Source organism: Prescottella soli (assembly GCF_040024445.1).
GTDB lineage: Bacteria > Actinomycetota > Actinomycetes > Mycobacteriales > Mycobacteriaceae > Prescottella > Prescottella soli.
This window is the reverse complement of the sequence record NZ_CP157276.1, coordinates 1,780,616-1,802,549: the sequence shown is the minus strand read 5'-3', so window position 1 is coordinate 1,802,549 and position 21,934 is coordinate 1,780,616. Positions and strand designations below refer to the sequence as shown.

Below are 21,934 nucleotides of genomic sequence, written 5' to 3'. Positions count from 1 at the left end.
CGCGGCGTTCGCGCCGCACGATACCGACGGGGAAGCGGTGAATGTCTCGATCGGGGCGGGCGGGGCGAGATTCACCCGCAGATTCACACCGCAGCGACGAGGCTCATCCGGTTGCGTACTCGCCGGGAAGCGCAGCCGGGGCCGCGGGCACGCGCCGTAGTTGCCGGAGCCGGCTCATCACCCGCTCGATGTCCGCTGCGAGGCAGTCGATTCCGGACGCGTCGAAGAACCCCTCGTCGGCGAGGAACACGACGGGGGCGTCGTGGTCGTACAGGACGTCGACAAGGTTGACGAACCGTTGACTCGCGTCCCGTCCCGCGTCGTGCAGGGTTGGCACCTCGCTGACGACCCAGGTACGGGGCGTCCGGGTAAGGGCTAGATAGTCGGAGGGAGCGGTGGAGCCGCTGCACAGATCCGCGAAGGTGAACCACAGGCAGTCGTCGTCGGCGCGGAGGGCCGCGATCGGATGTCCGACGGGTCGAAGCAGCCGACTCTCGTCGGGTCGGGGCCGCGTCAGGCCGAGTGTCGTCAGCTGCCCCCGGTCACCGGGCGCGGCCCAGACTCCCGAGGCGAAGCCGGTTTCGTGGCGGCCGGTGAGAGTCCGGTAGTCCTGTGGCCCGTCCACGGTCACGACGGTCATGGTCCGCTCGATGAGTGCGATCGTGGGCAGGAACGCATCGTGGAACAGCGGATTGGGCAGCAGGGCCGCAGGAGGATGGTTCGACGTCACGACCAGCATGACGCCGCGGTCGAGCAGCGCCGGGAGCAGGCGCTCGAGAAACTTGGCATCGCCTATGTCGTGGACGTGGAATTCGTCGAAGCACAGCAGTCGCACGTCGCCGAGCAGCGCGCCGAGGCTCTCGTGAAGGTCGTAGCGATGCCGCTCGAGCGTCGCGTGGAGGTCGACGAAGAATGCGTGGAAGTGGACTCGCATTTTGCGGTCGGTCGGCACCGCGGCGAAGTACGTGTCCATCAACCAGCTCTTGCCGCGGCCGACCGGACCCCACAGGTAGACCCAGCGGCCGTCTGCGTCCTCCAGTTCCGCGGCGGCCCGGCGTTGGGTCGCGTCGAGCACGAAACCGCTTGCGCGCGAGGCTTCGTCGAATGTGCCGGACGGAACTCGAAGCGCCGGTGGTCGGGTGCGCCGGAACAGTTTCATGGTGCGTGACTCTATCATCGTAGAGTTTGACAGGATGGAGACATGAGTCACCGTCCGTCGCGTCGCGAGTCGATCTGCGAGGCCGCCCTCGACCTCGCGGCCGAGGGCGGCAACCACGCCGTCACCCATCAGGCGATCGACAAGCATCTGGGGCTGGCGAAGGGGTCCACCTCGTACTACTTCCGTACACGCGACGCGCTCGTGACAGCGGCGGTGCGCCGTCTCGCCGAGCGTTCGCGGGCCGCGTTCCTGGACGTGCATGTGCCCGAGGGGAACCCGTCTGCCGAAGGCGCCGCCGAACTGATCGCCGGGCAGCTCGATCGCCTGCTCACCGGCCGGCGTCGCGATGTACTCGCCCGATACGCGCTCGCTGTGGACGCCGCGGCGGACGAGGAATTGCGCACCGCGATCGGCTCGTGTCTGTTCTCGGTGGACTACGCCACCGGACTGATGGGGGCGCTCGGCGCCTCCGACCCGCGATGCGCGGCGCACGACCTGATCAGTCTGCTGGAAGGTCTGGTGTTCGACCTGACCTACGGATCTCGGTCGGTTGCAGTCGATATCGCGGATCATCCTGCCGCACGGCTACGTTCGACGATCCGATTGTGGCTGGGTGCTCTCGCCGAGGCGTGATGTGTCGGAGGGCTCCGGTACCGTCCCTCGCATGACGACTCCCGACGATTTCGACGCCCTCGAGCCGATTCGCCTCGTGACCGGCGGGAGCGCCAAGTTATGACCCTTGATGCACGAATTCCGGCTGGGCACGACAGTGAGGTACGCGAGCTGCTCGCTGCTTGGCGCGTGATCCGCAAACGCGTCCCCTACGAATGGGATGACGCAACCGAGATGACACGATTCGTGCCGTCGCGTGATGCCGACCTTGCGCCGTTGGTCGGCATGCTCCGCGAAGCGGGCCTCGACCCCGATGCGACGGATGAGGTCAGCCACCATTCATGTTGGGATCGATTGCGCGCGAGGGCCGCTGAGTGGGACGTACCTGCCGCTGCTGAGGCATTCACCGCCTCGATGTGGTCCGCGCCGGGAGGGTGGCGCAGCGTACTCCCGGCGGTTCTGCTTGCGACGTCGGCGCCGGAGCACGAGCTGACGCCGTGGAGCGAGCAGTCCACAGACGTGTGTGAGGTGTGCGGCTGGCACGCCGGGCGCAGGCAGGTCGTCGACGACTGGGCGTCGAGGATGGCGGGGACGACACCGCTGGACGGAGACCCCATCGGTTGCGGTCTGGCGCTTTCGTGGACGGTGGGGGAGCGGCCCGTCGCCACCGACTACGATCGCTGGGTTCTCGGCGCGGTACGTGCGGTGATCAAAGCTCTACCGCCACAGACCCGACACGCAAAGGCGGCCGATGCGCTCAGGGCAGCCAAGATCGTACCGATGGACCGTTATGCGGCGGTCGGTTTCCTCGAGACACTCGCGCTGGTCGGCGTGCTGGCACCGATGGAGCGCCCGGGACTCGCCGAGAGGTTCACTACGTATCGCGAGCGGGATCAACGCCCGAACGTGCGCGTCGAACCGCAGGCTCCGCTGGCATGGTGGAATTCGAGTGTCGGTGATCGTGGTTGGCGTGACGACGTGTTCGACCGCCTGTTCGGATCCCTCGATGTTCCGGTGGTCGATCTTGAAGCGCCGCAGCCGTCTCCCGTTCCGCCGTCGAAAGAGACCACGCTGGGAGGGCTGGCGGCGCGCGTACGTGCGTTGACACCGAGACCGCAGAAGGTCGCAACATCGATCGGCACCGGGCCGGCGGCGGCAGGTGACGTGTGGGCAGTGCGAGCGCGACCCGATGCGTGGGTCACGGTCTATGTGCACGAGATCATGCTCTCGCGGGACCGTCCTTACGCGAAGACGGAATTCCTCTCGGGGGTCTTCCCGCAGATGCCCAGCGCCGATCAACTCGTGTTGGTGGGGCAGCCGCGTGCGTCGGGTCGAGACGTCAACTACGTGCACTCCCTGGAAAAGACGCCGTGGGTACGTCGCGTCGCACAAGGCATGCCGGCGCCGCACGCCGACGAAGCTCTGCCCGAGCGAGGCGGCTGGCAGGCGGCCAAGCAGCTCACGCACCTCGCCGGATGGAACTTCACCGAACTCTGAGATATCCGCACGTCGGGTTTCCGACAGGGCTTGTCCCGGAACGAATCCGAGCCCTGGAACGGCCGCGTCGCGGCTGCTCCAGGGCTCGGTCGTACGGTCGAGCGGGGAGACCCCTACCCGGCTACCGCGGCGGCCGAGTCGTCGGCCGGGGCGGTCGTGCGGATGAGGTGGTCGAACGCCGACAGTGCCGCCGTCGCACCGGCACCGGCCGCGATGACGATCTGCTTGAACGGCACGGTGGTGCAGTCACCCGCGGCGAACACGCCCGGCACCGAGGTCTGGCCACGGTCGTCGATGACGATCTCGCCACGCGCCGACAGTTCGACGCTCCCGGCCAGCCACTCGGTGTTGGGCAGCAGGCCGATCTGGACGAAGATGCCCTCGAGCTCGAGGGCGTGAGACTCCTCGGTCGTGCGGTCCTGGTACTTCAGGCCGGTGACCTTGCTGCCGTCCCCGAGGACCTCGGTGGTGAGGGTGCTGAGGAGGATGTCCACGTTGGGCAGGCTGCGCAGCTTGCGCTGCAACACCTCGTCGGCGCGCAGCACCGAGTCGAACTCGATGAGCGTGACGTGCTCGACGATGCCCGCGAGGTCGATCGCGGCCTCGACACCGGAGTTGCCGCCGCCGATGACGGCGACGCGCTTGCCCTTGAAGAGCGGACCGTCGCAGTGCGGGCAGTACGTGACGCCCTTGTTCCGGTACTCGGTCTCGCCGGGCACGTTCATCGAGCGCCACCGCGCACCGGTCGACAGGATCACCGTGCGGGCGAGCAGCGAAGCGCCGCTCTCCAGTGCGACCTCGACGAGGCCGTTCTCGGTGACGGCCGGTACGAGCTTCGCGGCGCGCTGGGTGTTCATGATGTCGACGTCGTACTGGCGGACGTGGTTCTCCAGCGCCGCACCGAACTTCGGTCCCTCGGTGTAGGGAACGGAGATGTAGTTCTCGATCGCCATCGTGTCGAGCACCTGCCCACCGAACCGCTCGGCGGCGATGCCGGTGCGAATTCCCTTGCGAGCGGCGTAGATCGCGGCCGCGGCGCCGGCCGGGCCACCACCGACGACGAGCACGTCGAAGGGATCCTTCTCGGCGATCGCGGCAGCGGCACGATCGGCGGCGCCGACGTCGAGCTTCCCGATGATCTCCTCGAGGCTCATCCGGCCCGAGCCGAACAGCTCGCCGTTGAGGTACACCGTCGGCACCGCCATGACCTGACGGCCGTCGACCTCGTCCTGGAACAGGGCACCGTCGATCGCGACGTGGCTCACGCCCGGGTTGAGCACGGCCATCAGGTTCAGGGCCTGCACGACGTCGGGGCAGTTCTGGCAGGACAGCGAGAAGTAGGTCTCGAAGTGGAACTCGCCCTCGAGGTTCCGGACCTGCTCGAGCAGCTCGGGGGACTCCTTCGACGGGTAGCCGCCGACCTGGAGCAGCGCGAGAGCGAGCGAGGTGAACTCGTGGCCGAGCGGGATGCCGGCGAAGCGGACCTCGACGTCGGTGCCGCTGCGGCGAATGGCGAAGGACGGGCGGCGCTCGTTGTCGTCGCGGCGCTCGTAGGTGATCTTGTCCGACATCGCGGCGATCTCGGTGAGCAGCTCGGCGAGCTCGGTCGACTTGGCGCCGTCATCGAGGGAGGACACGAGCTCGATCGGCAGGGTCAGCCGCTCGAGGAGGGACTTCAGTTGGCCGGCAAGCGAGGCTTCGAGCATGGGGATCAACTCCATCGACGGGGAAGGCTGTGATCGGGACCCGGACCTCGTCTCGAGGCCCGGGGAGTTCGTTCGTGGTGGTACTCGTCGCGCCACGGGGGCGCCGAGACCTGGGGGGTGGGCACGGGCCCAGGAAATCTGGGCCCGTGCCGCGATGAGACTTACGTCAGATCTTGCCGACGAGGTCCAGCGACGGAGCCAGGGTCTCCTCGCCCTCTTCCCACTTGGCCGGGCAGACCTCACCCGGGTGCGAGCGGACGTACTGCGCGGCCTTGACCTTGCGAAGCAGCTCGGCGGCGTTGCGGCCGATGCCCTCGGCGGTGATCTCCATGAACTGGATGACACCGTCGGGATCGACGAGGAAGGTGCCGCGGTCGGCCAGGCCCTGGCCCTCACGGAGCACCTCGAAGTTGGTGCTGATCTCGAGGGTCGGGTCGCCGATCATGGCGTACTGGATCTTGCCGATCGTGGCGGACGAGTCGTGCCACGCCTTGTGCGTGAAGTGGGTGTCGGTGGACACCGAGAAGACCTCGACGCCGAGGCGCTGCAGCTCCTCGTAGTGATCGGCGAGATCACCGAGCTCCGTCGGGCAGACGAAGGTGAAGTCGGCCGGGTAGAAGAAGAAGATCGCCCACTTGCCCTGGATGTCCGCGTCGGACACGTCGACGAACGCGCCGTTCTTGTACGCGGTCGCGGCGAAGGGCTTGATCTGCTTGTTGATCAGGGCCATTTGAACCTCTGTTCGGTCGGAGTTGGATGCCAGACGTTTCAAAGGTTAATCAACATCCATGGATAGTTCAAATCTATGGGATCTATCTCATAGATACCAAAGACCTATCAATGCTCGCGTGGTTGTCGAGTCTGCGCTGGTACCGCGGTTCTAGGCCTGGTCGTGGGCGTATCCGCCAAGGCCGGCACCAAGGCGAGTGCGCCTCCTGTCGCTGAAGGACTGCGGCGTGACTTCCACGGCGGGGGAGTCTCCGCCGCAATCGAATTGACGTGCCGAGGGGCGGGCCCGCCGACGTCGTTCGCGAACTCCTTTGCCCGCCAGTGCAACAGAACCTGTCGCGTGAGGCCGCCGGCCTTTCGGGCCACGGCCTAGAACTGGGTGGGATCGGGCAGCGGGTAGTCCTGTCCCTCGATGCGGAAGTCGGCGAAGTCGAAGCCGGGAACGACGATGCAACTGACCAGTGCGGCCTCGTCCCCGGTCGGTCGCGCCCGCTGCCAGTGGCGCGGAGGCACCACCAGTTGGGGGCTCTGTCCGGACGAAATATCCGGTCCGAGAACATGCGTCGTGGCAGGTCCCGGCGCATCGTCGTCGCCGCCGAGCTCGAGCACCAGCGGACTGCCCCGGTGGTACAGCCAGATTTCGGTGCCGCGCACCGTGTGCCAACGTGACTGTTGGCCCGGCTCGAGCAGGAAGAGGATTGCGGTCCCGGCCGATCGGGCCCCGCCGAACATGTTGGGCAGTGCGACGCCGGGTAACTCGATGTCGCTTCGCCACGTCTCGGAGTACCAGCCGCCTTCGGGATGCGGCAGGAAGTCGAGGGTCCTGGCCCACTCGGGAAAACCGGTCACCAGATCATGATGACTGCAATGTTCGCGGATAGCGAGCGCGCACGCGGCAGTGATGGTGAAATGGGCGACATGACCCACCCGAGTGGAGATTCGGCAGTCGGTTCGGATTCGACGGTCAGCGTCGAGTCGGTTGTCAGGGCGTTCGTGTACGGGTTCGCTCCGGTGTTCAACCTGTCGCAGGTGGAGCGGTTCGTGACGACGGGTGTGGGCGCGAATTCCGCCGCCCCGTTCAACTCCTTCAGTCATGCACCGGGACTGGCCGGTCCGGACGAGGAATTCGTCTCCATCAACAACGACACCATCTACTCGATGGCGCAGCTCGACCTCAGTGTCGGGCCGCTGATCCTCGACGTGCCGGACACCGCGGACGCGTACTTCGTCCTCCAGTTCGTCGACGCCTGGACCAACAACTTCGCCTACATCGGCAAGCGCGCGACCGGCACCAAGGCCGGCCGGTACGTGCTGGTGCCGCCGGGCTGGCCGGGTGAGCTTCCGGCCGACATCACGTCCGTGCACTGCTCGACGCGGATCGTGTCGATCGTCGGGCGGTGGGCCTGCGACGGGCCCGACGACGTCGACCGCGTCCGCAAGCTGCAGGACCAGATCGCGCTGACGCCCCTCGCCGCGAACGATCCGGAAGGGCTGCCGGAGCCGGACCCGGCGGTGCCGGAGGAACTGATGTTCTGGGAGCGGCTGCGGCTGTACCTGCAGGCGTTCCCGCCGGCGCCGCACGACGTTGCCCTGCAGCAGGCGTTCGCTCCGCTGGGGCTGCTCGAGACCGGACCGTCGCCGTACGTGAACGTCGACCCCGCCCTCGCGGCGGTTCTCGTCGAGGGCGCTGCGCAAGGGCGGGCCGGGATCGAGGCGGCGCTGAAGTCGGGAGCCGGCGACAGCATCGTGAACGGCTGGCATCAGACGTACCACGTGTTCGACTACAACGACGACTTCTTCGAGATCGGAACGATCGACGGCGCCGAATGGCGAATCCCGGACCGGGCCAAGGCAATCGGTCTGCGCGCGGCGGCAGCGATGGGCGGATTGTGGGGTAACCACGGCTACGAGGCGGCGTACAGCCCGGTCTACACGGACTCGGCGGGCGACCAGTTGACCGGGGAACGCACGTACACCATCACTTTCGCGCCGACGCCGCCGGTGGACGCCTTCTGGTCGATCACCATGTACAGCATGCCGCACTTCTACCTGGTGGCCAATCCGATCGGGCGGTACTCGATCGGGGACCGCACACCCGGCCTCGTCTACGGCGCCGACGGCTCGCTCACCCTGACGCTGAGCGCGACCGAGCCGACGGACCCGGCGGCCCGCGCCAACTGGTTGCCCACCCCGACTGGGGCCTTCCGGCCGTTGCTGCGCATGTACATTCCGCACGAGACGGTGCTCGACGGCAGCTACGAGATGCCGCCCGTCGTCCGGGTCGATTCGCGTTCCTGACCCGCGGCCGCGTCTGCGCAGATAATCGCTGTCGCCCGGATCGCCGTCGTGCGAGACTGATCAGCCGATCCACCAGACACGAGCGAGGACGGGAAGGACGGCGCCGCGATGACCGCATCGAATCTCACTGTTGCACAGACGATGCAGTTGCCCCGCCGCATTCACTGACGTACGCCTGCCCGCGTCGTCCGCCGTCTGCTCACTGCCCCCCGTCACCATCCCCTCGAATCGAGGCTCCGTTGTCATGCCCAGCCGCGCCCGTACCGCGATCACGGCCCGCACCTGGATGAACTGCCAGGTGCGCGTGCTGAACTCGACGTTCGACGACTTCGACGTCGTCCCGGCCGCCCGAGCGGTCGTGCTCGTCGTCGAGAACGCCGCCGTCACCGTCGTCGAACGGACCCCACGCTTCGTCGTGCGGTCCCAGCGATTCGCGATACCGCTGCCCGAGGTGGTCCGGCTCGTCGAGTACGTGCACACGCCGCCACGGCCGGTGATCGACGACGACACCCGCGCGTGCTTTGCGACGGTACTGCAGAGGGATCGCCACCGGTGCGCCTACTGCGGCACGATCGGCGCCCGGACCGTCGATCACGTCCAGCCCCGAAGTCGCGGTGGCGCAGACACTTACGGAAACCTGGTCGCGGCCTGTGCGAGTTGCAACCAGCGCAAGGCCGACCGGACCCCGGAGGAGGCCGGGATGCCACTGCTGTGGGTTCCGCGCGCACCCCGTGACGACATCAAACGGCAGCGGCGAATCTGGCGCGACCTCGCCGCGCTGCCCGACCACCCCGTCCTCGAAGGGAGGAGATCCCCGTGACCGCAGTGCCGACCCTCGCCGACCTCCTCACCGCCGCCGACCCGACGCGATGGGAGCGGGCGGCGTGCCGGGGTGACGCCCACCCGGATCGCTGGTTTCCGGATCCGAGCGAGTCGTACGACTACGCGGCGGCGGTGTGCGCCCGCTGCCCCATCACGGACGGGTGTGCCGCGTACGCGTCCGGAACCGGGCAGTCCGGGGTGTGGGGCGGACGCGAGTATCGGCGCGGCGCGGTGATCCGGTGACCCGGTGGCCGGCTCACCGCGCGAGATAGCGGGTCAGCTCCCGGGCCGAGGCGCGGCCGGCACGGTTGGCGCCGATCGTCGACGCCGACGGTCCGTACCCCACCAGGTGGACCCGCGGATCGGCGGCCACCTGGGTCGCGAGCCTGCCGGTCATGGTGATTCCGCCGCCGGGCCCGCGCAGGCGCAGCGGTGCCAGGTGGTCGAGCGACGAGCGAAATCCCGTGCACCACAGGATGACGTCGGCGCGCTGCTCGGATCCGTCGGCCCAGCGGACGCCGGTCTCGGTGATCTCGGAGAACATCGGCAGTCGGTGCAGCACACCGCGTTCGCGGGCCGCGCGGATCGCCGGGGTGACGGGCAATCCGGTCACCGAGACCACCGATCCCGGCGGGAGCCCGCGACGCACCCGATCCTCGACGAGCGCGACTGCGGCACGGCCGATCTCGGGGGTGAACGGCTCCTCGCGGAACTGCGGTTCGCGACGGGTCACCCATGTCGTGCTCGTGACGCACGAGATCTCGTCGAGCAGTTGGACCGCGGAGATCCCGCCGCCGACGACGATCACGTGCTCGCCCTCGAATTCGCGGGCCGAGCGGTAGTCGCGCGTGTGCAGTTGCCGTCCCTCGAACCGTTCGGCGCCGGGCACGGACGGGACGAAGGGGCGTTCCCAGGTTCCGGTGGCGTTGACCAGCCCGCGGGTCAGGTACATCCCCTCCGGGGTCTCCACGGCGAGCCGCTCGCCGCGGTCGCACACGACGGTCACGTGCACGGGCCGGTGCACCGGCAGTTCGAACCGCTTCTCGTAGAGGCCGTAGTAGTGGGGGACGGCGTCGGCAGCCTGCACCGTGTCGGTGTCGGGTCCGAGTGTCTCGGCGAACGCCATCCCGGGCAGATCGTGCACCCCGTTGACGGTCTGCAGCGTCAGCGACGGCCACCGGAACTGCCACGCACCGCCGGGACCGGGTGCGTGATCGAGGACCACGAACTCACGCTCCGGGGCGAGGCCGGATCGGCGCAGCTGATAAGCGGTCGACAGGCCGGCCTGTCCGGCTCCGATCACGACCACCTCGAGCTCGGTGTCCATCCCACTCCGTTCTGACTTAGCCTGGATTTGCCGCAACGCTCGCGACGGCTCCGTTGTTCCAGGGTGCTCGACGTGACTGTGGATGCTGCGTTACAGGTACTGTTCGGGTCGCACCCGCCGGGGACCGTCCACAGGGGACGGCGCCTCGCACCCGAGAAAGCGAGTGGAAGCCAGATGATCGGGACCAGCCGTGACGGCCATGTGGTCACGCTCGAGTTGCAGCGGCCGGATCGACGCAACGCCCTCAACACCGAGTTGTGTATCGCCCTGCGCGAGGCCCTCGAGAAGGCCGTCGCGGAGGAGGCCCGGGTCATCGTGCTCACCGGGCAGGGCACCGCGTTCTGCGCCGGCGCCGACCTGTCCGGCGACGTCTACGCCGAGGGCTTCACCGACCACCTGCTCGGCATGCTGCACACGATCGACTCGATCCCCGTGCCGGTGATCGCCGCGATCAACGGGCCCGCGGTCGGTGCCGGTACTCAACTCGCGCTCGCGTCGGACCTGCGGGTGGTCGCGCCCGAGGCGCGGTTCGGCATCCCGGCCGCGAAACTCGGTATCAGCGTGGACAAGTGGACGGTGCGCCGACTGGTGTCGCTCGTCGGCGGCGGTCCGGCGCGGACGATGCTTCTCGGTGCCGAGATGCTCTCGGCGGAAGAGGCTTTCGCTCGGGGTCTGGCCAACAAGGTCGGCGACCTCGTCGCCGCGCAGGAGTGGGCGCGGACCATCGCGGAACTCGCACCCCTGTCCTTGCGGCACCTCAAGCTGGTGTTCAACGACGACGGCACCCGCGAGGCGCAGACGGAGGAGCAACTGGCTGCTCTGTACGCGGCATGGGGTAGCGAGGACGCGCAGGAGGCGCGTGCCGCGCGCCTCGAGAAGCGCGCTCCGGAATTCCGGGGCAGGTAGGGAGGCGGGGTGACGATGATCGGCAGGGGAGTGCTCGTCGCGGCGGCGGCCGCCGGTGCGGGCTGGGTGGCACGCGCCGCATGGGGAACGCTGCCCGCGCTCGGGGCGTCCCGAGCGGCGATCGAACCGTATGCAGCGGCATCACCGCGCTACCGCGACAGTCGATTCCACAATTCCGATCCCAGCTCGTCGCTGCCCTCCGGATCGCAGTCCGGTCTCGCGAAGGCGTTCCTCACCCGCGGCACGATCGGCCGTCCGCGACGTGCGATCCCGCTCGCGACACCGCTCGCTCCGACCGTCGCCGGTGAGCTGGCCGTGACGTGGTTCGGGCATTCGAGCGTGCTGGTCGAGATCGACGGCCGCCGTGTGCTGACGGATCCCGTATGGAGCGAACGGGTTTCGCCGTCCGCAGTGGTGGGACCCGCACGCATGCACCCGGTGCCGTTGGCGTTGGGGGACCTGCCCGCCGTCGACGCCGTCCTCGTCTCGCACGACCACTACGACCACCTCGATCAGGCGACGATCACCACCCTGGCCCGGACCCAGGACACCGTCTTCGTCGTGCCCATCGGGGTGGGCGCCCACCTGCGGCGGTGGAGCGTCCCGGACGCCCGCATCGTCGAGCTCGACTGGGACGAGAGCGCCGACGTCGCCGGGCTGACCTTGACGTGCACGGAGGCCCGGCACTTCTCGGGACGCGGGCTCGCCCGCGACACCACGCTGTGGGCGTCGTGGGTGATCGCCGGACCGAGACGGAAGGTGTTCTTCGGCGGCGACTCCGGTTACACGCCGCGGTTCGCCGACCTCGGTCGCCGGTACGGGCCGTTCGACGTCACCCTGCTCCCGGTCGGCGCCTACGACGAGCGCTGGCCCGACATCCACATGAACCCGGAGGAGGCGGTACGCACCCACCTGGACGTGGGCGGCGCGCTGCTGATCCCGATCCACTGGGCCACGTTCAACCTCGCGTTCCATCCGTGGGCCGAGCCGATCTCGAGGCTCTGCCACGCGGCCGCCACCGCGGGTGTCGCCATGTCGGTGCCGATGGTCGGTCAGCGGGTCGACGCGCTCCGTCCACCGGACCAGAAGATCTGGTGGGAAGACCTGGGCTGAGCTGTCATCGGCTGTCGCGCAGCACAACTCACCTGCGCCGCAGCGATGCGACCAGTGCCCGGACGCCGCGCACGCCGCGACCGTTGCAAATGTCCACGAACGCCCGCACCGCGTCGGGTGTGACGCCGCCCTGGGTGAGCATCGGCACCATCCTCGGCGGCAGCTCCTGCAGCGACCGCTCGAACAGCAGCGTCAGCGGATCGTCCTCGTCGAGCGTCGGAGCCATCGCCGCGACCCTGCGTCGCATGAACGTCGTCAGCAGCGTCGCGGCGGGGTGGCGGATGTCGGCGATGGGGGTGTCGACGGTGTAGCGGCCGGGTGCGTCGACGACGTTGTCCGGCAGCGGCCGACCGTACAACGCCGCGAACGCATCCCGCTCGAACACCGGTGATCCGTGGTACGCGGCGGGACCCGGGTCGAACCCGCTCCGGTCGGACGCGAGTCGCACGGTTGCGGACAGGCGAATGTCGCGCGAGGACGCGCCGACCCGGATCTCGAAGTCGCCCGACTCGATCGACCAGTCGTCGATCGTGGTGTCCCAGAACGAGAACGCGCGCCTGTCCACCTGCACCGTGACGCGGCGCGACTCCCCGGCCACGAGGAACATCTTGGCGAAGCCCGCGAGTTCCTGCTCGGGGCGGAACACGGTGGATTCGACGTCGCGCACGTACACCTGCACGACCTCGCTGCCCGGACGGTCGCCGGTGTTCGTGATCCGTACGGACACGTCGAACCGCTGCTCGGCCGCGTCGTCGTTCGAGACCTCGGCGATCTCGAGTTCGGACCACGCGAAGGTGGTGTAGCTCAGCCCGTGGCCGAACGGGTAACGCACATCCAGCCCGGCCGCGTCGTAGTACCGGTACCCGACGTAGATGCTCTCGCGGTACTCGAGCGTGGCCGGCCCCGCCGGCCACACGTGCACCGGGTTGTCGGCCGTCCGCAGCGGGAACGTCTCCGCGAGCCGTCCGCCCGGTTCGGCGTCGCCGGTGAGGATCCGGGCGATCGCGCTGCCCGCGGCCTGCCCGCCGAGGTAGCACTCGACGATCGCGGCGACGTCGTCGTGCCACGGCATTGTCACCGGCGCGCCGCCGGCGAGGACCACGGCAACCCGCGGGCACACCTCCGCGACCGCGGCGATCAGGGTGTCGTGGCCACTGGGCAGACTCAGGTTCGCCCGGTCGACGCCCTCGGTCTCGTAGCTGTCCGGCAGCCCGGCGAACACGACCGCGACGTCCGCGTCCCGGGCGGCGGCGAGTGCCTCGTCGATCAGCGCGGAGTCGGTCTGCCCGGACCCGCGCCGATAGCCGGGCGCATACGTGAGCCGGTCCGCGCCGACACGTTCGGACAGGTCGGTCCACGCGTCGTCCAAGCGGTGCGGATTGATCCCGGAACTGCCGGCGCCCTGGTACCGCGGCTGCTTCGCGAACTCGCCGATCACCGCGACGCGGGTCGACGGCTCGAGCGGCAGGACACCGCCGTCGTTCTTCAGCAGCACGGTGCCGGCCTCGGCGGCGCGGCGGGCGAGGGTGTGGTGGGCGGCGGCGTCGTACCCCTTCTCGGCGCTGCGCGCCCCCGCGGTCCGCTCGATCAGGCGGGTCACCGCGTCGGCGGCTCGTTCGACCGCGGCCGCGCTCAGCTCACCCGACTCCACTGCCGCGAGCACGGCGTCGTCGCCGCGGCCGTCGTAGCCGGGCATCTCGAGATCCAGCCCCGCCGCCAGGCACGCCGACCGCCGCGTGACCGCGCCCCAGTCGGAGACCACCAGGCCGTCGAAACCCCACTCGTCGCGCAGAATCCGGGTGAGCAATTCGTGATTCTCGACACAGTAGGTGCCGTTCACGCGGTTGTACGCCGCCATCACCGTCGCGGGCTCCGCCTCGACCACGGCGTGCTCGAAACTCGCCAGGTAGATCTCGCGCAGCGCTCGGGCGTCGACGAGCGCGTCGATGCTGTAGCGGCGGAACTCCTGGTTGTTGACCGCGAAGTGTTTGAGTGACGCGCCGACCCCGGTGGACTGGACGCCGCGGATCCAGGCCGCCGCCATCCGGGAGGAGAGGAACGGGTCCTCCGAGAAGTACTCGAAATTGCGTCCGCACAGCGCGCTGCGCTTGATGTTCGCGCCCGGGCCCAGCAGCACGCTCACGTCCTCCGTGCGGGCCTCGGCGCCGAGCGCGGCACCCACCCCACGGAGCAGTTCGACGTCCCACGTCGCGGCGAGCGCCGACGCGGTCGGGAAGCACGTCGCCGGGACCGACTCGGGGGAGTACCCGGACTCGGTCCGTTGTTTGCGGACGCCGTGCGGCCCGTCGGCGAGCGTGATGGCGGGCAGACCGGCACCCTGCGGGGCCTGCGTGTGCCAGAAATCGGCGCCGGAGGTGAGGGACACTCGAGCTCGCGTCGTCATGGAAACAGCATGCCCCCGTCGTCGCCGCACCGTGGTCCATCCGAGTCCCCGCCGCCGCGTTGGAATAGCCTTCTGTCATGGCAACGGACGAGTCACTGGGCCAAGACGCGGCAGTCAGCGCTGTCGGCACCCTGGAGACCGATCCCCGGCACATCGAGAACGGCCTGACCGCCGACGAGGTGGCGCAGCGGGTCGCGAACGGGCAGACCAACGACGTCCCCGATCAAGGGAGTCGCTCGGTCAAGGACATCGTCCGGGGAAACGTGTTCACCCGGATCAACGCAATCCTCGGCGTGTTGCTGGTCATCGTGCTGTCGACGGGGTCGATCATCGACGGGATGTTCGGTCTGCTGATCATCGCCAACAGCGGGATCGGCATCATCCAGGAGATCCGCGCCAAACGAACACTCGATCAGCTCGCGATCGTCAGTCAGGCCAAGCCGATGGTCCGTCGTGACGGCGCGGCGGCGCCCGTCGCGCCCAGCGACGTGGTGCTCGACGACATCATCGAGCTCGGTCCGGGAGACCAGATCGTGGTCGACGGCATCGTCGTCGAGGCGTCGGCGCTCGAGGTGGACGAGTCGCTGCTCACCGGCGAGGCCGATCCGGTGCACAAGGCAGTCGGGGCGCAGGTCCTGTCGGGCAGCTACGTCGTCGCCGGCAGCGGCGCCTACCGGGCGACCAAGGTGGGACGCGAGGCGTACGCCGCGAAGCTCGCCGAGGAGGCCAGCAAGTTCACGCTCGTGCATTCCGAGCTGCGCAGCGGCATCGACAAGATCCTGAAGTTCATCACGTACCTGATGATCCCGGCGGGTCTGCTGATCATCTACAACCAGCTGTTCTCCAGCGGCCAGGCGCTCGGCCCCGCGCTCAACGGCATGGTCGCGGCCCTGGTCCCGATGGTCCCCGAGGGCCTCGTGCTGATGACGTCGATCGCGTTCGCGGTCGGTGTGATCCGGCTCGGGCAGCGCAAGTGCCTGGTGCAGGAACTGCCGGCCATCGAGGGTCTGGCCCGCGTCGACGTCGTGTGCGCGGACAAGACCGGCACCCTCACCGAGAACGGCATGAAGCTCGCCGAGCTGCGCACCGCCAAGCCGGACGACGAGCAGGCCACCCGTGCCCTCGCCGCGATGGCGGCGGACGACCCGCGCCCCAACGCGAGCATGGTCGCGATCCGCGAGGCGCTCGCCGACGACCCCGGCTGGGAGCCCACCGCCGTCGCGCCGTTCTCGTCGGCCAAGAAGTGGAGCGGCCAGTCCTACGGCAACAACGGCAACTGGCTGCTCGGCGCCCCCGACGTCCTGCTGGACCCGGACAGCGACATGGCCCGCGAGGCCGAGGAGATCGGCGCGCAGGGACTGCGTGTGCTGCTGCTCGGCAGCAGCGACCGTCCCGTCGATGCCCCCGACGCCCCCGGAGTCGTGACGCCGCGCGCGCTGGTGGTCCTCGACCAGAAGGTGCGCCCGGACGCCCGCGAGACCCTCGAATACTTCGCGGGCCAGAAGGTTCAGGTCAAGGTCATCTCCGGTGACAACGCCGTCTCGGTGGGCGCGGTCGCGACGTCGCTCGGTCTGCCCGGCGGCGACAACGCGATCGATGCACGCCAACTGCCGGAGGATCCGGAGAAGCTCGCCGACACCCTCGACGAGGCCACCACGTTCGGCCGGGTCCGGCCCGACCAGAAGCGTGCGATGGTCGGCGCCCTGCAGTCGCGCGGGCACACCGTCGCGATGACCGGCGACGGCGTCAACGACGTGCTCGCCCTCAAGGACGCCGACATCGGAGTCGCGATGGGCTCGGGCAGCCCCGCGACCCGCGCGGTGGCGCAGATCGTTCTGCTGGACAACAAGTTCGCGACGCTGCCCTACGTCGTGGGCGAGGGCCGGCGGGTGATCGGCAACATCGAGCGGGTCTCGAACCTGTTCCTCACCAAGACCGTGTACTCGGTGCTGCTGGCCTTCCTGATCGGCATCTCGGGCGTGGCGGCGCAGATCTTCCACTTCAATCCGCTGCCGTACCCGTTCCTGCCGCGGCACGTGACGATCGCGGCGTGGTTCACGATCGGCATCCCGTCGTTCATCCTGTCGCTCGCCCCGAACAACGAGCGTGCCCAGTCGGGATTCGTCGGCCGCGTCATGCGGTTGGCGATCCCGTCGGGCGTCATCATCGGCATCGCGACCTACGTGGCGTACCTGCTCGCGTACAAGGGCCCCGACGCCACCGAACAGCAGGTCGAGCAGGCCAGCACCACGGCGCTGATCACGCTCATCATGATCGCGTTGTGGGTCCTCGCGGTCGTCGCCCGGCCGTACGTGTGGTGGAAGATCGTGCTGCTCGTGGGCTCGGTGCTCGGCTACGTCGTCCTGTTCGGATTCGATTTCACCCGCGAGTTCTTCAAGCTGGATCCGTCCAACGTCGCCGCCACGACCGGAGCGTTCGTGATCGGATTCGTCGGCGTGGTGGCGGTCGAGATCGCGTGGTGGGTCACCGGTCGGATCCACGGCGAGCACCGGCGCCTGTTCGCGTCGAGCGACGACCTTCCGGGCGTGCACGGAGCATGACGTCGCGGTCCCCGAGGTCCGCCTCGGGGGCCGCCTTTGTTTCCAGCACGAAAACGTTGCGCAATCCCGACAAATTCAATGATCGCTGTCTGTAGAGTCCCACCCGCAGACACGACGGACCACTGGGTTTTCGGTCGGGATGAAGGGGAGAAGACCATTACAGCGCAACTGTTGTCGGGGGAGCATGCCGAGGTGATTCGGGCGACTCTGCCCGTGGTGGGCGAGAACATCGGCGCCATCACCGAGCTGTTCTACACCAAGCTGTTCGACGCGGCGCCGGTGCTCGAGCGCGACGTGTTCAACAGGAGCAACCAGGCTCGGGGCGAACAGCAGAAGGCGCTGGCCGGTTCCATCGCCAACTTCGCGACGCTTCTGATCTCCGATACCGACGAGGACCCTCGTACGACTATCGGCCGGATCGCCCACAAGCACGCATCGCTCGGCGTCAGCGAAGCCCAGTACGACGTGGTGCACAAGTTCCTGTTCGAGGCCATCGTGGATGTTCTCGGCGACGCGGTGACCTCCGAGGTCGCGGAGGCGTGGGACGCCGTGTACTGGCTCCTGGCCCACGCGCTCATCGACGCGGAGAAGCAGCTGTACAAGGCTGCCGACGTCGACCCGGACACGGTGCTCCGGGAGATCCAGGTCCTGGACGTCGTCCGGCGCACCGAGGACGTGATCTCACTCGTCCTGGACGCCAGCGGATTCCAGGATCCCGTCCCCGGCCAGTATCTGTCGATCGGGGTGAGGCTTCCCGACGGCGCGCGTCAGATCCGCCAGTACTCCATCGTCGACTTCGACAACGGCCGGATCGAGGTCGCGGTAAAGCGGGACACGAGCGATCCGCTCGGCGAGGTGTCCAACTTCATCCACGACCACGTCACGGTGGGATCGACGGTCATCGCCTCGCCCCCGTTCGGTGACGTCAGCCTCCCCGAAGGCGACGGCCGCGTGTTCCTCCTGTCCAAGGGCATCGGCAACGCCCCCTTCGTCGGGATCCTGGGCGGCATGGTCGCCCAGGGGCGGAAGAACCCGGTCGTCGTGATCCACGCCGATCTCGACAGCGCATCGCACGCGTTCGCCGACACGACCGCGGACCTGGTCGACAAGCTGGGCGGCGAGCACGTCTTCTGCTACGCGGAACCCGCGGAAACCCCCGAGGAGATCTTCGCCGGAGCGATCGAGGACCGCGCCTTCGCGGACGGCGACAACGCGCTGATCTGTGGCTCGGTGGACTTCGTGGCGGCCACCCACAAACTGCTCAACGTGGCCGGAGTCGACGACTCCAGGATCCACTACGAGGTCTTCGGGCCGGACTCCTGGCTTCGATCCTGACCACTCGATACGCATGAATACCGGGTGGAGCCATTCGAATGTGGCTCCACCCCTATTCTGTTTCAGCCACTTTTCGCATAGTGGATCTCCTTGTGACAAGTAACAAAGGAATAGAAGGATGACCCTGACCCGTCCGGGGGTCGGTGCGGAGATCGATCATCGAGAATCCCTTCGCTACGAACCGTTCGCGGCGACCCGCGAGATCTTCTCTCCGCTGAGGGATGCGGAATTGCAGGGGTCGGCGACAACCGATCTCGACGCGTACCTGCAATCCCTGGAGATCCAGTACTACCTGAAAGGGATTCTGGACGTATTCCAGGAGGCTGACGACCTGTACCGTCCTCACGCCTCGTCGGTCGGCGTATCCGGGGCGGTGGAACGAATGGTTGCGATCCTCGAGAACAAGTTCGGTCCCCGATTCCACGAGGACATTACCGATTCTTCGGTGGAGATCGCCTTTCACCAGGGGGTCGGCGAAGCTCTGTCCGCCGTTATCGATTGGTCTCGAAAGGTTGTGACTATCTGATGTCCGAAGCTGCCGTTGCGCCGAATTCGTCGCTCCTTTCGCCCGTGTCCCTGCCCATCATCGAGGCGACGCTCCCCGTGGTGGGCGAGAACCTGGGCGAGATCAGTCGCATCTTCTACGACAATCTGTTCGGCAGTCTCCCCTTGTTGGAGAAGGACCTCTTCAACGAGGCGAACCAGGAAAGCGGGGAGCAGCAGAAGGCACTGGCAGGCGCGGTCGCGGCCTTCGCCACCCTGCTGGTCACCGAGGACGCACCCCCGGTCGATCACGTCATGTCTCGAATCGCCGCCAAGCACGCATCCCTCGGCATCACCCCGGTGCACTACGACCTGGTTCATCGGGCCCTGTTCAAGGCCATCGTCCAGGTTCTCGGGGACGCCGTGACCGCGGAGGTCGCGGCCGCGTGGGACGAGGTCTACTGGCTCATGGCGAACTCGCTCATCAAGCAGGAAGCCGGGATATACGAGAAGGTCGGCGTCTCGGCGGGGCAGATCTGGACCGCGCTCACGGTCGTCGGTCGCCGCGAGATCGCTCCTGGCGTGTGGACGTTCACCCTCGCCGGCGACGACAACTGCCCGATGAAGAAGTTCGAGGCCGGTCAGTACGCCTCCGTTTCGGTGATCTACGAGGACGGCAGCCGCCAGATCCGCCAGTACACCGTGATGGCGGGCCAGGAGTCGGGGACCTGGGAGTTCACCGTCAGCCCGGTGCCGGGCGGTCGGGTGTCCAACAAGCTGATCGCCGAGGTCGGCGTCGGGTACCCACTCGTGGTGTCGATCCCGTCGGGCACGCCGTATCCGATTCCGGGGGACGGCCCGATCGTGCTGGGATCCTCCGGTGTCGGTGCCGCGCTCACGGTCGCCGTCCTCCAGGCGATGGTCGAGGACCGGGACACCCGCCCGGTGCACGTCTTCCATGTCGACAACGACGAGGCGTCGTTCGGGCATCGTGCCCAGATCCTGGAACTACTCCGCGCGTACGCGGGCAAGAGTGCGATCGACACCTTCTACGTCGGCGACATGGAGGAAGGGCTCGGGCTGCTGCGCAAGCGCGACTGGGACCGGAAAGCCGACGTGTACCTGTGCGGATCTCCCCAGTTCATGCGCCAGGTCCGCAAGATCGCCGTGGTGAAAGGGGTCCGCCCGGAGCACATCCACTACGAGGTGTTCGCCCCGGACTCCTGGCTGGGCTTCGACTGAAGTCGGCCGGCGGGGACTCGGGCGGAGGTGTGACGTGGCGCAGCAGGCTCGTGCGGTGGCGACCCGGCGGCAGATCGTGGTCTGTGCCGCACAGGTCTTCGACCGGTTCGGCTACTACGGCGGACGCGTCGACGAGATCGTCGACAGTGCGCGGATCACCAAGGGTGCGTTGTACTTCCACTTCGGATCCAAGGACGGCCTCGCGCAGTCGATCATTCGGGAGCAACGCGGCATCGCGGAGGCGTCGACGGAGGCGATCGCCGCAGCCGAGGTGTCGGCCCTCGAGCAGGTGGTGATGCTGTGCCACGAGATGGCGCGGCAGATCGTCACCGACCCGATCGTGCGCGCGGGGATCCGACTGACCGTCGAACTGGGTGCGTCGGGCGGGGGCGGTGGGTCGTCGGATCCGTACAGCGTGTGGACGGACGGCTGTACCCGCTTCGTCGAGCGCGCGATCGAGCAGGGGGACGTCGCCGACTACGTCTCTGCGCCTGTGATCGCGCGGCACCTGATCTGCGTCGTCGCCGGGGCGCAGGTGGTGTCGCGGATGCGGACCTTCTTCGAGGACCTGGATCGGCGCGTCGGCGAGATGTGGGCGGTGCTGTTGCCCGCGATCGTGCCGCCTGCCCGGCACGACCGGATCCGGTCGGTCACCTCCGCCAGGTGGTACGCCGCGGCGAGGTGAACCCCGATATGTAGTGTGCACGTCACGTGCATGATGCACATCGGGTACTTGCGGGTGGGAATGAGGCATTGTGGCGGATTCGATCGAGGAACAGCAGGTCCTCTACGTGTACGACGGTCTGACGGACGACGAGATCGCCCGTGAGGTCGACCTCTACGGCCCCCTGACCGAGAGCGTGCGGGATCTGATCGAGGTCGCGTTGGCGACCGAGGTCGGCGACGACGACATCAGTCGTGCACGCGAGCACATCGAAGCGGCGAAGGCATTGCTCGGCAAGCAGACCCGGCAGCACCCCTACGGTGTGCGGTGGAGCGAATCGGGAACGAAGCGGGCATGGGGGAACGCGGTCGTGGGCCTGCGCAACGCGGTCGCGCCGCCGGTGACGATCAACCGCGATCCCGACGGCCGGGTGTGGGCCGACTTCGAGCTCGGCATGGTGTACGAGGGTCCGGCGGGCCTGACGCACGGTGGCATCTCGGCCCTCGTGCTCGACCAGGTTCTCGGCGAGGCGGCCGAACACGGCGGCGCGCCGGGAATGACCGCGACGCTCACGCTGCGCTACCGCCGTCCCACCCCGCTCGGCAAGCTGCACGCCGAGGCCCGGATCGACCGCATCGAGGGCGTCAAGACCTTCGTCACGGGCCATCTCGCCGGACCCGACGGCGTGTGCGTCGAGGCGGAGGGGATCTTCATCCTGCCCCGGTGGGCGCGGTCCGGCGACGCGTCGGGCGCGCTCCCGATTCCGGGATCCGCCTGAACGGACACCCTCAGGGGTGCCGAGGTGGAAGCCGCGTCGGCGTCGATGTGAAACTGGACGGCGGGCACGGCAGTCGTGCACGAACGACGTGGAGGAGGATGTCGCCATGGGCTTCATGGATTCGGTCAAGGGACTCGTGGACAAGGGCCAGGAACTCGCTGCAGAGCATTCCGACAAGGTCCAGGAAGTGATCGACAAGGCCGCGGACATCGCCGACGAGAAGACCGGTGGCAAGTACAGCGAGCACATCGACAAGGCCGCGGAGGCGGCGAAGAAGGTTGTGCCGCCGAAGGAGTGA

General features: G+C 68.2%; 20 protein-coding genes. 14 read left to right on the top strand and 6 right to left on the bottom strand.

Features of this window, described 5'->3' with window-relative positions:
- Positions 1-103 precede the first annotated feature (103 nt).
- Positions 104-1,159: a cell division protein ZapE gene (gene zapE, locus ABI214_RS08470; RefSeq protein ID WP_348608633.1), complete on the bottom strand. Its 1,056-nt coding sequence runs from the start codon at positions 1,157-1,159 to the stop codon at positions 104-106.
- Between the two features lie 42 nt (positions 1,160-1,201).
- Between zapE and ABI214_RS08465 the strand changes: the two genes are divergently transcribed.
- Both ABI214_RS08465 and ABI214_RS08460 read left to right on the top strand, forming a co-directional pair.
- On the top strand, positions 1,202-1,792 hold the full coding sequence (locus ABI214_RS08465; protein WP_348608630.1) for a TetR/AcrR family transcriptional regulator: 591 nt from the start codon (positions 1,202-1,204) through the stop codon (positions 1,790-1,792).
- 99 nt (positions 1,793-1,891) lie between these two features.
- Positions 1,892-3,268, top strand: a complete 1,377-nt coding sequence (locus ABI214_RS08460) for a hypothetical protein (RefSeq protein WP_348608627.1) — start codon at positions 1,892-1,894, stop codon at positions 3,266-3,268.
- 113 nt (positions 3,269-3,381) lie between these two features.
- Here ABI214_RS08460 and ahpF read toward each other — a convergent pair whose 3' ends face one another.
- From ahpF to ABI214_RS08445, 3 genes are all read right to left on the bottom strand, one after another.
- On the bottom strand, positions 3,382-4,974 hold the full coding sequence (gene ahpF, locus ABI214_RS08455; protein ID WP_348611418.1) for an alkyl hydroperoxide reductase subunit F: 1,593 nt from the start codon (positions 4,972-4,974) through the stop codon (positions 3,382-3,384).
- A gap of 166 nt (positions 4,975-5,140) precedes the next feature.
- Positions 5,141-5,704 (bottom strand): alkyl hydroperoxide reductase subunit C, encoded by a 564-nt coding sequence (gene ahpC, locus ABI214_RS08450; protein WP_348608624.1) that lies wholly within the window; start codon positions 5,702-5,704, stop codon positions 5,141-5,143.
- Positions 5,705-6,072: 368 nt separating this feature from the next.
- Positions 6,073-6,552 carry a cupin domain-containing protein gene (locus ABI214_RS08445; protein WP_348608621.1) on the bottom strand — a complete coding sequence of 160 codons (480 nt, stop codon included), beginning with the start codon at positions 6,550-6,552 and terminating at the stop codon, positions 6,073-6,075.
- A gap of 69 nt (positions 6,553-6,621) precedes the next feature.
- On the opposite strand from ABI214_RS08445, the gene ABI214_RS08440 reads away from it, so the two are divergent.
- From ABI214_RS08440 to ABI214_RS08430, 3 genes are all read left to right on the top strand, one after another.
- Complete coding sequence (locus ABI214_RS08440) at positions 6,622-8,001, top strand: DUF1254 domain-containing protein (protein WP_348608618.1); 1,380 nt, start codon at positions 6,622-6,624, stop codon at positions 7,999-8,001.
- A gap of 244 nt (positions 8,002-8,245) precedes the next feature.
- Positions 8,246-8,821 carry an HNH endonuclease gene (locus ABI214_RS08435; protein WP_348608615.1) on the top strand — a complete coding sequence of 192 codons (576 nt, stop codon included), beginning with the start codon at positions 8,246-8,248 and terminating at the stop codon, positions 8,819-8,821.
- On the top strand, positions 8,818-9,066 hold the full coding sequence (locus ABI214_RS08430; RefSeq protein ID WP_348608612.1) for a WhiB family transcriptional regulator: 249 nt from the start codon (positions 8,818-8,820) through the stop codon (positions 9,064-9,066). The genes ABI214_RS08435 and ABI214_RS08430 overlap by 4 nt, the downstream gene beginning before the upstream one ends.
- Before the next feature lie 13 nt (positions 9,067-9,079).
- Here ABI214_RS08430 and ABI214_RS08425 read toward each other — a convergent pair whose 3' ends face one another.
- On the bottom strand, positions 9,080-10,150 hold the full coding sequence (locus ABI214_RS08425; protein ID WP_348608609.1) for an NAD(P)-binding domain-containing protein: 1,071 nt from the start codon (positions 10,148-10,150) through the stop codon (positions 9,080-9,082).
- A 174-nt stretch (positions 10,151-10,324) separates the two neighbouring features.
- On the opposite strand from ABI214_RS08425, the gene ABI214_RS08420 reads away from it, so the two are divergent.
- Together ABI214_RS08420 and ABI214_RS08415 are read left to right on the top strand one after the other, a co-directional pair.
- Positions 10,325-11,056 (top strand): enoyl-CoA hydratase, encoded by a 732-nt coding sequence (locus tag ABI214_RS08420; RefSeq protein WP_348608606.1) that lies wholly within the window; start codon positions 10,325-10,327, stop codon positions 11,054-11,056.
- Between the two features lie 15 nt (positions 11,057-11,071).
- Positions 11,072-12,169, top strand: coding sequence for an MBL fold metallo-hydrolase (locus ABI214_RS08415; protein WP_348608603.1), 1,098 nt, complete (start codon positions 11,072-11,074; stop codon positions 12,167-12,169).
- A gap of 28 nt (positions 12,170-12,197) precedes the next feature.
- On the opposite strand, the gene ABI214_RS08410 is transcribed toward ABI214_RS08415, so the two are convergent.
- Positions 12,198-14,573 (bottom strand): glycoside hydrolase family 3 C-terminal domain-containing protein, encoded by a 2,376-nt coding sequence (locus ABI214_RS08410; protein ID WP_348608600.1) that lies wholly within the window; start codon positions 14,571-14,573, stop codon positions 12,198-12,200.
- Positions 14,574-14,650: 77 nt separating this feature from the next.
- On the opposite strand from ABI214_RS08410, the gene ABI214_RS08405 reads away from it, so the two are divergent.
- The 7 genes from ABI214_RS08405 to ABI214_RS08375 all read left to right on the top strand — a co-directional run bounded on the left by ABI214_RS08405 (position 14,651) and on the right by ABI214_RS08375 (position 21,934).
- Complete coding sequence (locus ABI214_RS08405) at positions 14,651-17,134, top strand: HAD-IC family P-type ATPase (protein ID WP_348608597.1); 2,484 nt, start codon at positions 14,651-14,653, stop codon at positions 17,132-17,134.
- A gap of 192 nt (positions 17,135-17,326) precedes the next feature.
- Positions 17,327-18,469, top strand: a complete 1,143-nt coding sequence (locus ABI214_RS08400) for a globin domain-containing protein (protein WP_348608594.1) — start codon at positions 17,327-17,329, stop codon at positions 18,467-18,469.
- A 118-nt stretch (positions 18,470-18,587) separates the two neighbouring features.
- Positions 18,588-18,995, top strand: coding sequence for a hypothetical protein (locus ABI214_RS08395; protein WP_348608591.1), 408 nt, complete (start codon positions 18,588-18,590; stop codon positions 18,993-18,995).
- Positions 18,996-19,039: 44 nt separating this feature from the next.
- A complete protein-coding gene (locus ABI214_RS08390; protein WP_348608588.1) occupies positions 19,040-20,194 on the top strand; it encodes a globin domain-containing protein in 1,155 nt (384 codons plus the stop codon).
- A 34-nt stretch (positions 20,195-20,228) separates the two neighbouring features.
- Entirely contained in the window at positions 20,229-20,879 is a 651-nt protein-coding gene (locus ABI214_RS08385) for a ScbR family autoregulator-binding transcription factor (RefSeq protein ID WP_348608585.1), read from the top strand.
- Positions 20,880-20,949: 70 nt separating this feature from the next.
- On the top strand, positions 20,950-21,636 hold the full coding sequence (locus ABI214_RS08380; protein WP_348608582.1) for a PaaI family thioesterase: 687 nt from the start codon (positions 20,950-20,952) through the stop codon (positions 21,634-21,636).
- A gap of 106 nt (positions 21,637-21,742) precedes the next feature.
- Positions 21,743-21,934, top strand: a complete 192-nt coding sequence (locus tag ABI214_RS08375; RefSeq protein WP_280760256.1) for an antitoxin — start codon at positions 21,743-21,745, stop codon at positions 21,932-21,934.

What these genes read in the sequence shown, in the direction of transcription:
- zapE (WP_348608633.1), bottom strand. Translation starts at nt 1,159, where the DNA reads ATGAAACTGTTCCGGCGCACCCGACCACCGGCGCTTCGAGTTCCGTCC.
- ABI214_RS08465 (WP_348608630.1), top strand. Translation starts at nt 1,202, where the DNA reads ATGAGTCACCGTCCGTCGCGTCGCGAGTCGATCTGCGAGGCCGCCCTC.
- ABI214_RS08460 (WP_348608627.1), top strand. Translation starts at nt 1,892, where the DNA reads ATGACCCTTGATGCACGAATTCCGGCTGGGCACGACAGTGAGGTACGC.
- ahpF (WP_348611418.1), bottom strand. Translation starts at nt 4,974, where the DNA reads ATGCTCGAAGCCTCGCTTGCCGGCCAACTGAAGTCCCTCCTCGAGCGG.
- ahpC (WP_348608624.1), bottom strand. Translation starts at nt 5,704, where the DNA reads ATGGCCCTGATCAACAAGCAGATCAAGCCCTTCGCCGCGACCGCGTAC.
- ABI214_RS08440 (WP_348608618.1), top strand. Translation starts at nt 6,622, where the DNA reads ATGACCCACCCGAGTGGAGATTCGGCAGTCGGTTCGGATTCGACGGTC.
- ABI214_RS08435 (WP_348608615.1), top strand. Translation starts at nt 8,246, where the DNA reads ATGCCCAGCCGCGCCCGTACCGCGATCACGGCCCGCACCTGGATGAAC.
- ABI214_RS08425 (WP_348608609.1), bottom strand. Translation starts at nt 10,150, where the DNA reads ATGGACACCGAGCTCGAGGTGGTCGTGATCGGAGCCGGACAGGCCGGC.
- ABI214_RS08420 (WP_348608606.1), top strand. Translation starts at nt 10,325, where the DNA reads ATGATCGGGACCAGCCGTGACGGCCATGTGGTCACGCTCGAGTTGCAG.
- ABI214_RS08415 (WP_348608603.1), top strand. Translation starts at nt 11,072, where the DNA reads ATGATCGGCAGGGGAGTGCTCGTCGCGGCGGCGGCCGCCGGTGCGGGC.
- ABI214_RS08410 (WP_348608600.1), bottom strand. Translation starts at nt 14,573, where the DNA reads ATGACGACGCGAGCTCGAGTGTCCCTCACCTCCGGCGCCGATTTCTGG.
- ABI214_RS08405 (WP_348608597.1), top strand. Translation starts at nt 14,651, where the DNA reads ATGGCAACGGACGAGTCACTGGGCCAAGACGCGGCAGTCAGCGCTGTC.
- ABI214_RS08395 (WP_348608591.1), top strand. Translation starts at nt 18,588, where the DNA reads ATGACCCTGACCCGTCCGGGGGTCGGTGCGGAGATCGATCATCGAGAA.
- ABI214_RS08375 (WP_280760256.1), top strand. Translation starts at nt 21,743, where the DNA reads ATGGGCTTCATGGATTCGGTCAAGGGACTCGTGGACAAGGGCCAGGAA.